The sequence below is a fragment of the Mangrovibacterium marinum genome (genome assembly GCF_003046625.1).
GTDB lineage: Bacteria > Bacteroidota > Bacteroidia > Bacteroidales > Prolixibacteraceae > Mangrovibacterium > Mangrovibacterium marinum.
The window spans coordinates 158364-169718 of the sequence record NZ_QAAD01000010.1 but is presented as its reverse complement, the minus strand read 5'-3'; the positions used below and the strand labels follow the sequence as shown (position 1 = coordinate 169718).

Below are 11355 nucleotides of genomic sequence, written 5' to 3'. Positions count from 1 at the left end.
GTTCCAATTACGGCTAACTACCAGTTCGGTTGATTCAACCAGCCAACGTCGACGCCTTATATGCAGGAATAATGGCTTATCCCGAAGCGGAAAATCCTGAATAGTGATTGGAGCGTGAAAGCCCTTGGACGACAGTTTTTCGGATTCATACCCTTCCGGTTTCAGATCCTTCTCCTCCAGGTAAACATGCACCTGCTTGTCTTTAACTTCCAGATTAACCAGTAAAAAGAAATCAAAAAGTTCTTCGGGTAAAATTAATCGAATTAGTGTGCTGTATTGCTCGTTTTGTGTCTTCATCCTTCTATTTGCATTAAAACACAAAGCTCATCTTTTTATTTATTCCCCACAACTTTTCCGATTGATCCGAAAGAATTGTATGGATTTACGGATAGCAAATTCATTGCTATTGCTGTATTCAAGACTTTCTTTAAGTGCTTGTGATATGTCAGCGCAGTATTCGGTTTTAACCAAAGGTCTGTTTTAAGATAGAGATCGAACGAGTTCAAAAAGTTGAAATCTATCATTGATAATAGGAGATCTGTTCTACCAAAATTAATCTTGATGAATTCGGATAACCTCGAATATGTCGTTTTATAATGCTTTAGCGTTCCTTCCGAATAGTCATTGCCAATTCGCCCTTCGATTCCATTAATAAGGGTATCCAGAATTTCAAGCACGCCCTTTTCTCCGTTCACTCCGAGCAATTTATTTTTTACATGCATTGCTGAGAACGGCTCTCCTTTCGACTCTAATTGATTGTAGATGTCTTGAACACGAGAAACAGTTTTATCTAAGCGGCTATTCAGAATTTTGATTTCTTCGGTTCTCCCTTTTACCTGCTGTTTTTCTTCATTCCAGATTACAGGATCAATAAAAATACCGGTAGACAATTCAAACCGTTGACCATGCATAGTACATCTCAAATAAATCGGGCATTTACCATCAGTGCGTGATTTTGATTTTTTCAAGGAAAAGTTTACTGTAATTCTCATAACTCAACTCATTTTTAGATTAAAAATGGTCTCGTTTCCATACTTAAAGTTAAGCTAAGAGGTTCAAAAACCCAAGCATCAAAACGAAACAAATTAACTTAATTTGAATTGATTATCAGAAACCTACATCGATTATCGAGACCTCTTAAAGGTTTTCTAAAAACAGGTCTCGATATGGTCTCGTTTATTTTGCGATTTGGTGCATATTTTAGTGTCTGCGGCAAAATAAAAAAGCACTTAAACCTATGATTTAAGTGCTTTTAAGTCTTTTTGACTTTCTAATTGGTGACTCAGCTGGGGTTCGAACCCAGGACCCCATCCTTAAAAGGGATGTGCTCTACCAGCTGAGCTACTGAGTCATCCTCTGTAGTGTTGCCCTTTTTGTTAAAGGCGTTGCAAAAGTAGGCTATTTTTCGAATCATCCAAAACATCGAATAAACTTTTTCAGCCTTTGCTGCGAGCGTTGGTTGCATCCATCCAGATAATGAGCAAAATAAGCCGAACATTTTTTTCAATCCTTTTCCGGAACTGAAAGAAATAAGTATTTGTTCGCATTTGACCATTGCCAAATAAATCTACCTTTGACCAAAAATCAATCATTGACATGACATTTGAAGGCTATTTTGTGATCGGCGTAATCCTCCTAATGATCGTTGCTCTCATTTATAATCTGATGCGTCCGGGGCTCCTGCTGTTCTCGGCACTGATGGTTTTAATGGCTACCGGAGTGGTTACCTCCGAGGAAAGTCTGGCGGGATTTTCGAATAAAGGAATGCTCACCGTGGCTGTTTTGTTTATCGTCAGTGAAGGAGTTCGTCAAACCGGAGCTCTGAACATATTGGCCCGTGCCTTTCTGCCCAAGCGACGGGGGAAATTTCCGATCACCCTAACCAAAATATTACTGCCGGTATCGGCGCTTTCAGCTTTTTTAAACAATACGCCGGTGGTCATCATTTTTGCCCCCATGATTAAAAACTGGGCCGAGCGGATGAACCTCTCGCCGCAAAAATTTTTGATTCCCCTGTCGTATGCAACCATCCTGGGGGGCATGTGTACCCTCATCGGCACATCGACCAACCTGGTGGTACACGGGTTGATGCTGGACAATGGTCTGCAGGGGCTGAACATGTTTGAACTGGCCAAAGTTGGACTGTGGATTGCCTTTTTTGGCTTTCTGTACATGGCTATTGTCGGACACAAGCTGCTGCCGGGCGAGAAAAATAATCTGCGCCGCAACCGCAACGACTATAAAGAATATTTTCTGGATGCGACCCTGCCCGAAAACAGCCCCTTAATCGGCGAAGAAATCAGCAACGGCAGAACCCACGCGTTGAAGCACGTGATCATCCACAGCATTGAGCGCGATGGGGAACTGATTGATGCCCGCAAAGGCAAATTCATCCTGCAGGAATCGGACAAACTGGTGATTGCTGTAAAATCGGACAATCTGCTACCACTAATTACCAACAAACGGCTCGAACTGAAAGCCATGAAAGGCTTTGGCAAGTTTTACAAAAGCACCGACATCAAACAAATTGAAGCGGTGATCGCTCCCCGTTTTCCGGGTATTAACCAGACCATCGACGAGTTTGACTTTCTGAACCACTACCAGGCCGAAGTACTGGCGGTGTACCGCAATGGCGAAACCATCTCGACCAACGTCGGCTCGGTGCGTATGAAAGACGGCGACAGCCTGGTGCTGCTGACCAACGAAAACTTCATCAAAAACTGGGGCGAGTCGAAAATTTTCTACCTCACCTCTTTTATTGGCGAAATTCCCCCACCCCGCTACAAAGGTCAACGTCTGATTGCACTCTTGCTCATTCTACTGATGATTGGCGGGGCAACAGCGGGTCAGTACCTTCCAAAAATCAACGGTGCTCATCCCGACATGTTTTACTTTGCCGCACTGGTGGCCTGCTTTATGACCTGGGTCAACATTATGCCCAACCGAAAATACACCAAAGTAATTTCATGGGATGTGCTCATCACCATTGCCTGCGCCTTTGGGCTGAGCAAAGCCCTGCAAAACTCGGGGGCTGCCGATGCCATAGCTACAACGGCCATCAACTTTTCAAAATCGTGGGGGCCTGTTGGCGTGTTAATCACCATTTACATCATCACCACCATTTTTACCGAGGTGATCACCAATAACGCGGCGGCGGCACTGGTCTTCCCCATTGCTTATGCCGCTGCCGAACAATTACATGTTGACGCCAAACCATTTTTCATCACCATCTGTATAGCAGCCTCTGCTAGTTTTGCCACACCCATCGGTTACCAGACAAACCTGTTGGTGCAGGGGCTGGGAAATTATAAATTCATCGACTATACCAAGGTCGGACTGCCACTGAATATCCTGGCCTTCATTATCTCAGTCATCGTCATTCCGCTAATCTGGCCATTTTAAACCGATAAAGCCCCACAACAACGTCCGCTGTGCACTTCCTGGGTGCACCATCGCAAACAATTCGGAGAACTCTGAAACGCTTTTTTTTTGATCTTTTTAGTTGCTCTTTTGTTTCTGTGTATAAGCTCGCCATAAATACGAACTAATACCCATCGATGCTTAGGTAAAATCGACTACTTTTGCAGGCAACTTAATTTTAGCCTTGATTTGACATGGCGAAAACAAAACAAAGTTTATTATGAAGAAATATAATCTGACACACTTGCGGGAGCTTGAAGCTGAGGCCATTCACATTATCCGCGAAGTAGCTGCCGAGTTTGAAAATCCGGTGATGTTATACTCTATCGGCAAAGACTCCTCAGTCATGGTCAGGTTGGCCGAAAAGGCCTTCTACCCGGGTAAAGTTCCGTTCCCGTTAATGCACATCGACTCGAAATGGAAATTCAAAGAAATGATCGAGTTTCGGGACAACTATGCTAAGGAAAATGGCTGGGACTTGATTGTACACTACAACAAAAAAGGTTTCGAGTCGGGCGTAGGGCCATTTACACATGGCAGTAAAGTGCATACCGATACGATGAAAACTCAGGCATTGCTGGAAGGCCTGAACAAATACAAATTCGACGCAGCCTTTGGTGGTGCCCGTCGCGACGAAGAAAAATCACGTGCCAAAGAGCGTATCTTCTCTTTCCGCGATAAATTCCACCAGTGGGATCCGAAAAACCAACGCCCCGAGCTATGGGACATCTACAATGCACGGGTGCACAAAGGCGAATCAATCCGGGTATTCCCCATCTCAAACTGGACCGAGCTGGATATCTGGCAATACATCCGCCTGGAAAATATCCCCATCGTTCCGCTGTACTACGCCAAAGAGCGGCCGGTAGTGAACGTGGATGGCAACCTGATTATGGTGGACGACGAACGGATGCCCAAAGAGCTGGCCGATAAAGCCGAAATGAAACGGGTTCGTTTCCGTACCCTGGGCTGCTACCCATTGACCGGAGCCATTGAATCGAGTGCTGAAACCATCGAGGAAATTGTGGAAGAGATGATGACGGTTACTGTTTCGGAACGAACAACCCGCGTGATTGACTTCGACCAGGAAGCCAGCATGGAACAAAAGAAACGGGAAGGATATTTCTAGAAACTGGTTACTCGTAACTAGTTTCTGGTTAGCGCAAACATCAGTAGTTTATTTAAACCAGAACTGAAACAGCATGAGCAGCTACCATGACCTTGACATTTATAAAATTGCTTTCAGACTAGCTTTGGATGTTCACAAGCTGAGCCTTCAACTACCTAAATTCGAAATATACGAACAAGGTAGCCAAGTTCGCAGATCATCAAAAAGTGTTAAAGATCAAATTGTCGAAGGTTATGGACGCAAAAGATACAAAGCCGACTTCATTAAGTTTCTGACTTATGCCCAAGGTTCTAATGATGAATGCACCAGCCAGATAGAAACAATACTTGAATTGTATCCTCAGTTTCCCGAATGGAAATCTCTTCTTTCAGAATATGATCAACTAGGTAAAAAGATTAACAAGTTTATTCAATACGTTGAAAGCAACTGGAAAGTTCAACATACGTAACGAGGAACTAGTAACAAGAAACCAGCAACAAAATGACAACACAAACAAAGCTTAATATACAAGACTTCCTGAATCAGGATGAGAAAAAAGACTTGCTGCGCCTTTTAACGGCCGGCTCAGTCGACGACGGAAAATCAACGCTGATCGGCCGCTTGATGTTCGACAGCAAGATGATTTACGAAGATCAGCTGGCCGCCCTGGAGCGCGACAGTAAACGCATCGGACACGCCGGCGAGGATATCGATTATGCCTTATTGCTGGACGGTTTGAAAGCCGAACGCGAACAAGGAATCACCATCGATGTAGCTTACCGTTACTTCTCAACCAACAAGCGGAAATTCATCATCGCCGATACCCCGGGACACGAACAGTATACCCGCAACATGGTTACCGGAGCTTCAACGGCAAACCTGGCCATTATCCTGATCGACGCCACCAAAGGAGTCATCACCCAAACCCGTCGCCACACCTTCCTGGTATCGTTGCTGGGAATTAAACACGTGGTATTGGCGGTCAACAAGATGGACTTGGTGAAATTCGACCAAAAAGTATTCGACCAAATATGTGACGACTACAAAAACTTCGTTGCTCAGCTCGATATTCCGGATGTAACATTCATTCCGCTTTCGGCACTGAAAGGCGACAACGTGGTCGAAAAGTCAGACAAAATGCCTTGGTACCAGGGTAAGTGCATGCTCGACTTTTTGGAGAATGTACACATCAGCTCCGACCGCAATTTCGAAGATATGCGCTTCCCGGTGCAATATGTGCTGAAACCGGATAATAACTTCCGTGGCTTCTCGGCCCGCGTAGCCTCGGGCATTGTTCGCAAGGGAGAAACGGTGATGGTACTTCCTTCAAAGAAGACCTCAAAAATTAAAAACATCGTCACCTACGATGGTGACCTGGACGAAGCTTTCCCCCCGCAGTCGGTAACAGTGACCCTGGAGGATGAAATCGACATCTCGCGTGGCGATATGCTGGTTTACCCGGATAATCTGCCACGTGTGGAACGCCACTTCGAGGCTAACCTGGTGTGGATGGATGAAAAAGCAATGGATCCAACCACGCACTTCCTGATTAAACAGGCCAACAACAATACGAAAGTTCGCATCGATAAAATTCAATATAAAGTTGATGTAAACACCATGGAGAAATCCAACATCGACTTTTTCAGCCTGAACGAAATTGGCCGCGTGGTGCTGACAACCAATAAACCGCTGTTTTTCGACCCTTATAAGAAAAACAAGAGTACAGGCTCGTTTGTATTGATTGATCCGGTATCGCACAACACCGTAGCTGTTGGTATGATTATCGACAAGCTAAGCTCCGAAAACCTGCCCTCGCGCATTACCGAAGACGAACGCGAACAAATCCGCGATGGTAAAGGGCTGATCCACTCGGAACAATACGAAAAACGCTATAACCAGAAAGGCGCAACCCTGTGGGTTACAGGTCTGCATGGTTCGGGCAAAAACGAAATGGCTTTCAGCCTCGAAAAGCAACTTTTCGAAATGGGTGCCACGGTTGTTCTTTTGGATGGCAGCTCCGTTCGCTCAGGCTTGTCCAAAGAGCTGGATTACTCGCCGACCGACCGCGCCGAGCATCTGCGCCGTGTTGCCGAGGTTTGCCGCTTGTTGAATGATCAGGGTATTATTACCATCTGCTCATTCATCTCGCCCGACAAAGAAATCCGCAAGCAGGTAGCCAAAATTATCGGCGAAGATCGGTTCCACCTGTTCTATATGAATGCTGATTTGGAATTCTGTAAAAACAATAAGGCAGAATACTACCAACAGGAAAATCTGCAATATGTTCCGGGCATCGATATTCCCTTTGATGCACCCGAGAATCCATCGCTGGAGCTGTCGGCTGCCAATCACGGAGAGAACCCGGAGAAGATTATCGAGTACTGTCGCGAAAACGGAATCTTCCCGTTACAATAAAAAAATAAAATGGAGGCCGTCCGATAAACGGATTGGCAAAATCTCCAGTGAGACTCAGGGATCCGGTCTTTTCAAAAAGATCGGATCCCTTTTTTCATAAACCAGCCCCCCACAACACCAGCCACTAAAAAGCAAGCGAGGCGGTAACTTTAGTCACCGCCTCGCTTGCTTCAATTAACTCGGCATTGTTTACCGAATACGATCCATCGAACGGATCAAAGCTTCATCCTTACCAATGCCACGAATAGCCAGATAATCAAAAATCAGCGAGATGATCGGAAAAACAACCGCAATTCCGAAGCTGATATCGGCATCATCGAACGAATAATAAGTGAAGAAATAAAACATGCCGAACAGGCCAATGCTTAACAAGATGGAAAGCACCAAGAAACGAATCTGCAATATTCGCTTTTTGTACATGAAAATGGCTGCTACGTGCAACAGCAAGATAATGCCTGTCAGACCGGCAATGGCCATCCCGTTTTCCTTCAGGCCTTCCTGACCAACTATTCCCCGGATATTAAAGACATAAAAACTCCCTTCGTGTGCAATTTCGGCAAAAGGAAGCGCAAACAACAAGCCCAGCAAAATTGCCGAGATAAGCATATAAACTGTTTGAATACGTTGTACCATGGTTCTGTTTTTTGCACAAAAATAGGGTTTTGAACAAAAGAGACAAGCCCGCCTTTGCCATTCACCATCAAAAAAAGCTACTTCAAGCGAAGCAGCCTTTTCAAATCAATCAACAATGGATTGTTTAAATATCTTCGAACTCCACATTGGTGTAATTATTTACCAGCTCTTGTTCTTCCTCACCGTATTCCGGCTCCTCCGCCGAGAGCTGTTCAGCCGGCTGCTCGTCGTAAGCTGGTTGGGCTTCACGTTGATTAAGTGCCCCGGGCTGTCTTTCGCGGATGAATTCGACTACTTCCTCCAGCCCATCTGCAAACTTCTCAAAATCCTCCTTGTACAGAAATATTTTATGTTTCTCAAAGTAGTATTTCCCGTCTTGGTCGTAATGCTTCTTACTCTCGGTAATTGTCAGGAAAAAATCATCGCTCCGGGTTGATTTTACATCGAAAAAGTAAGTTCTTTTACCTGCCCGCACTGCTTTTGAATAAATCTCCTTTCTGAATTTACGATCAACGCCCTCTCTAAATTCATTATTCTTCTCAAAGCCTTCCATGCTATTTGTTTTAGGTTTGTATTAGTTAACATCAAAAATAATGAATTATTTGCAGAAAAACACGAAGCTGTTAACAAACAGATGTCAGAAATTTAACAACCGCTACCCAGCTTACTGCCCCTGATAATATTTTAAGGCTTCGGGCATTAACTTTTCCAGGGCAGCGATCCGGTTGGCATCAACCGGGTGGGTGCTCAGCCACTCGGGCGTTCCACCACTGTTAGCCGACATGCGCTGCCAAAATGCAACAGCCGATCGGGGATCGTAACCGGCAAGAGCCATAAATATCAAGCCCATCTGATCGGCTTCGTACTCGTGTTTGCGGGAAAATGGCAACATAACCCCAACCTGAGTGGTCGCTCCATAAGCCATATTGTAGAGGTTCCGGGTTTCTTCAGGCTTTTCCTGCATTGCCGTCGACAGCGCAACACCGCCCATCTGCACCAGCATCGCATGGCTCATGCGCTCGCTTCCATGACGCGCTACAGCATGGGCAATTTCGTGGCCCATCACCACTGCCAGTCCGTTTTCGTCTTGCGTGTAAGGTAAAATTCCGCTGTATACCACCACTTTACCACCAGGCATACACCAGGCATTGGGCACCTCGCTGTCCACCAAATTAAATTCCCAGTTAAAATTCGCGATATAACTCTCGAATCCATTCTCCTTTAAATATTTCTCCACTCCCGCGGCAATTCGGCTCCCGACCTTTTTTACCAGCTCGGTTTGCTGTTTATTCGTCGAAATCTTATTGGCTTTCAAAAAATCATCATAATTTGTTAAGCTCATCGATACCATTTCCGATTCAGGAATCAGGCTTAACTGGCTACGTCCGGTTAAAGGAACCGATTTACAGGCCTGTAACAGCAAAAGAACCACTACAAACCAAGCAACTTTCTGCAGATTCATTTTCATAACTATTTTCATAATATTCGTTTTCACACCGAATATACAACAAACAATAGACATAAAAGTGCAAATATCCCTTCCTTTTTCGCCAATTGGCCCGATAAACCGCTAACACTACGGTATAGCTATTACACGCTACAACTGCGCATGCTGCCAGCTCCGGTTTCCGGCCAGTGCTTCGATGGGTGTTGTGAAACAGAAAAGCAAAATCCCCGTCTATATCGGCTAAAAAACCAACAGCCAATGAGCGAGTAGCTTATACCATGCGGTATTGCCTTTTCGTCATAAAGCCCTATTTTTTCCTTTTGAAGCCAGAAGCCTATCAGTTCTTTGAGAATATCCTTAAATTTACCATAAGTTCACAATAAAAGACAAAAAGATGCGAAATAAAAAAATCACCATCTGCGCGTGTACATCACGCTCTTTTATCGACAAAAACAAAGTTGCGTTGCTGGCAACCGAATTGAAGGAAAAAGGACACGAAGTGGCAATAATAGCGGACCTGTGCGAAATGGTGATGAGCCGATCGAATGACTTAGCCGAGGTCGCCGAAACGGAAATTCTGGCCTGCTATCCGAGGGCAATACAGGCGCAAATGGATTGGCTCAACCTGCCAACCAACAAGCTGCACGACATCAGAAACAACGAGGCAGATGCTATTCTTTCTGAATTTGATATCGTTTTCGATCAAGCGAATAGCAAAGAAGCCGATCCGCCCATTATTGACCAAATAAAAGGGTTACCGAGTGCTCCCGGTGCTGATGCCTGGTATCCTATTATCGACAAGAGCAAATGCACCAACTGTGGCAAGTGTCACGATTTTTGCCTGTTTGGCGTATATACCATCGAAAACAAGGCGATAAAAGTTGTTCAGCCACAAAATTGCAAAAATAACTGTCCGGCTTGTGCGCGGGTTTGTCCGAGCAAAGCAATCATCTTCCCCAAATATGCCAAATCGCCCATCAATGGTGGTACAATTGAAGAAGAACAGTTTGACCCGGAAGCATTGGACAACATGTACCAGGAGCGGTTAAAATACCGACTTCGTCAGCGCCGAACAGGCATTTCATTGCAAAAAAACAACAATAAATGAAGCTGAAAGATTATACAGCAACGGCCAAAGCTGCACTGCGTGTTGCCATGGAATGCTCGCCGAGAATTCTGTGGAAGTTCATGTACAACTTCGGCTGGCGCAACCTCAAGAATATTAACCAATTTGAAAGGCGTCAGGCAAAAGGTGAAGATTTCTTCCCCGCTTTCATTATGATTTCAATAACCGAAAGCTGCAACCTGGCATGCAGCGGCTGCTGGGTAACAACAACCGGCAAACAATCACTTAGCCCCGAACAGCTTGATGGAATCATTTCGCAAAGCAAGCGCAAAGGATCATATTTTTTCGGTATCCTCGGAGGTGAACCTCTTCTGTACAAAGGCTTGCTGGAGATCATGGAGAAACATTCCGATTGCTACTTTCAGTTGTTCACCAACGGAACACTCATTACCGAAGAGCTGGCCTTGCGCTTCAAAAAAATGGGCAACATCACACCGTTAATTAGTATCGAAGGGCTGAAACAGGAAAGCGACGAGCGCCGCGGCAGGAATGATGTCTTCGAAAAAACACTGGCTGGCGTCCGGGCATGTCGAAAAGCAAAACTCATAATTGGGGCTGCTGCCAGCATTTGCAAGAGCAATTTTAACGACCTGGTCAACCGTGAGCATTTGGAACGACTTGCTGCCGAAGGGATTCATTATTTCTGGTACTACATTTACCGGCCGGTTGGCCCAAACCCGAACGTGGCGAATGCTTTGGACGAAGATGAGATTCTGGATTTACGCCGCTTCATTGTCGAACAACGCAAGAATGCTCCGCTACTACTTATCGACACCTATTGGGATGATAAAGGCAATGCTCTTTGCCCTGCCGCAACCGGCATGAGCCACCACATTGCGCCAAGCGGTGCTGTGGAATTCTGCCCGCCCATACAGATGGCCAAAGATTTTATCAACGAAGATGCCTCCAACCTGGTCGACCTGTTTAGGCAATCCGAATTTCTCGATCAATTCCGGAAAATGACCGCCGAGAAATCGCGTGGCTGCATCATTTTGGAAGATCCGGAAAAGCTGGTTCAGTTCCTGGAAATGCAGGAGGCGATCGATTCGACCTCGCGACAAACGGTGGCGCAAGAATATTTAACGATGCGTCCGGTTGCCGGGCATAACCTCCAGGGAAAGGAAATCCCCGAGGAAAACGTCTTTTACAGAATAATGAAAAAGAAATACTTTTTTGGATTTGGAGCTTACGGATAACCGACAACGC

The 11355-nt window shown here is 45.3% G+C and carries 11 protein-coding genes and 1 tRNA gene; 6 read left to right on the top strand and 6 right to left on the bottom strand.

Annotation, left to right across the window (positions count from 1 at the left end; translation table 11 throughout):
• The 3 genes from C8N47_RS11415 to C8N47_RS11405 all read right to left on the bottom strand — a co-directional run.
• Positions 1 to 297: ISAon1 family transposase N-terminal region protein (locus tag C8N47_RS11415; protein WP_107822681.1), on the bottom strand; the 297-nt coding region annotated here is incomplete at its 3' end.
• Positions 298 to 332: 35 nt separating this feature from the next.
• On the bottom strand, positions 333 to 992 hold the full coding sequence (locus C8N47_RS11410; protein WP_107822680.1) for a phage integrase SAM-like domain and Arm DNA-binding domain-containing protein: 660 nt from the start codon (positions 990 to 992) through the stop codon (positions 333 to 335).
• A gap of 283 nt (positions 993 to 1275) precedes the next feature.
• Positions 1276 to 1351, bottom strand: a tRNA-Lys gene (locus tag C8N47_RS11405).
• Positions 1352 to 1596: 245 nt separating this feature from the next.
• On the opposite strand from C8N47_RS11405, the gene C8N47_RS11400 reads away from it, so the two are divergent.
• From C8N47_RS11400 to cysN, 4 genes are all read left to right on the top strand, one after another.
• Positions 1597 to 3402, top strand: a complete 1806-nt coding sequence (locus tag C8N47_RS11400) for an SLC13 family permease (RefSeq protein WP_146161510.1) — start codon at positions 1597 to 1599, stop codon at positions 3400 to 3402.
• 238 nt (positions 3403 to 3640) lie between these two features.
• A complete protein-coding gene (gene cysD, locus C8N47_RS11395; protein ID WP_107822678.1) occupies positions 3641 to 4549 on the top strand; it encodes a sulfate adenylyltransferase subunit CysD in 909 nt (302 codons plus the stop codon).
• 73 nt (positions 4550 to 4622) lie between these two features.
• Positions 4623 to 4997, top strand: a complete 375-nt coding sequence (locus C8N47_RS11390; RefSeq protein ID WP_107822677.1) for a four helix bundle protein — start codon at positions 4623 to 4625, stop codon at positions 4995 to 4997.
• 32 nt (positions 4998 to 5029) lie between these two features.
• Positions 5030 to 6943: a sulfate adenylyltransferase subunit CysN gene (cysN, locus tag C8N47_RS11385; protein WP_107822676.1), complete on the top strand. Its 1914-nt coding sequence runs from the start codon at positions 5030 to 5032 to the stop codon at positions 6941 to 6943.
• Between the two features lie 189 nt (positions 6944 to 7132).
• Here cysN and C8N47_RS11380 read toward each other — a convergent pair whose 3' ends face one another.
• The 3 genes from C8N47_RS11380 to C8N47_RS11370 all read right to left on the bottom strand — a co-directional run bounded on the left by C8N47_RS11380 (position 7133) and on the right by C8N47_RS11370 (position 9056).
• The gene (locus C8N47_RS11380) at positions 7133 to 7576 is read right to left on the bottom strand and encodes a DUF4293 domain-containing protein (protein ID WP_107822675.1); all 444 of its coding nucleotides are present in this window, start codon (positions 7574 to 7576) and stop codon (positions 7133 to 7135) included.
• A gap of 124 nt (positions 7577 to 7700) precedes the next feature.
• Positions 7701 to 8129 (bottom strand): DUF3276 family protein, encoded by a 429-nt coding sequence (locus C8N47_RS11375; RefSeq protein WP_107822674.1) that lies wholly within the window; start codon positions 8127 to 8129, stop codon positions 7701 to 7703.
• Positions 8130 to 8240: 111 nt separating this feature from the next.
• Positions 8241 to 9056 (bottom strand): M48 family metallopeptidase, encoded by an 816-nt coding sequence (locus C8N47_RS11370; protein ID WP_245915706.1) that lies wholly within the window; start codon positions 9054 to 9056, stop codon positions 8241 to 8243.
• Positions 9057 to 9417: 361 nt separating this feature from the next.
• Here C8N47_RS11370 and C8N47_RS11365 point away from each other — a divergent pair, with 361 nt between their 5' ends.
• On the top strand, positions 9418 to 10131 hold the full coding sequence (locus C8N47_RS11365) for an ATP-binding protein (RefSeq protein ID WP_107822673.1): 714 nt from the start codon (positions 9418 to 9420) through the stop codon (positions 10129 to 10131).
• On the top strand, positions 10128 to 11345 hold the full coding sequence (locus C8N47_RS11360) for a radical SAM protein (protein WP_107822672.1): 1218 nt from the start codon (positions 10128 to 10130) through the stop codon (positions 11343 to 11345). Before C8N47_RS11365 ends, C8N47_RS11360 begins: the two co-directional genes overlap by 4 nt.
• The last annotated feature ends 10 nt before the right edge of the window (positions 11346 to 11355 follow it).

Coding starts and splice junctions, on each gene's coding strand:
- C8N47_RS11400 (WP_146161510.1), top strand. CDS start 1,597: ATGACATTTGAAGGCTATTTTGTGATCGGCGTAATCCTCCTAATGATC.
- C8N47_RS11390 (WP_107822677.1), top strand. CDS start 4,623: ATGAGCAGCTACCATGACCTTGACATTTATAAAATTGCTTTCAGACTA.
- cysD (WP_107822678.1), top strand. CDS start 3,641: ATGAAGAAATATAATCTGACACACTTGCGGGAGCTTGAAGCTGAGGCC.
- C8N47_RS11375 (WP_107822674.1), bottom strand. CDS start 8,129: ATGGAAGGCTTTGAGAAGAATAATGAATTTAGAGAGGGCGTTGATCGT.
- cysN (WP_107822676.1), top strand. CDS start 5,030: ATGACAACACAAACAAAGCTTAATATACAAGACTTCCTGAATCAGGAT.
- C8N47_RS11360 (WP_107822672.1), top strand. CDS start 10,128: ATGAAGCTGAAAGATTATACAGCAACGGCCAAAGCTGCACTGCGTGTT.
- C8N47_RS11380 (WP_107822675.1), bottom strand. CDS start 7,576: ATGGTACAACGTATTCAAACAGTTTATATGCTTATCTCGGCAATTTTG.
- C8N47_RS11410 (WP_107822680.1), bottom strand. CDS start 992: ATGAGAATTACAGTAAACTTTTCCTTGAAAAAATCAAAATCACGCACT.
- C8N47_RS11365 (WP_107822673.1), top strand. CDS start 9,418: ATGCGAAATAAAAAAATCACCATCTGCGCGTGTACATCACGCTCTTTT.
- C8N47_RS11370 (WP_245915706.1), bottom strand. CDS start 9,056: ATGAAAATAGTTATGAAAATGAATCTGCAGAAAGTTGCTTGGTTTGTA.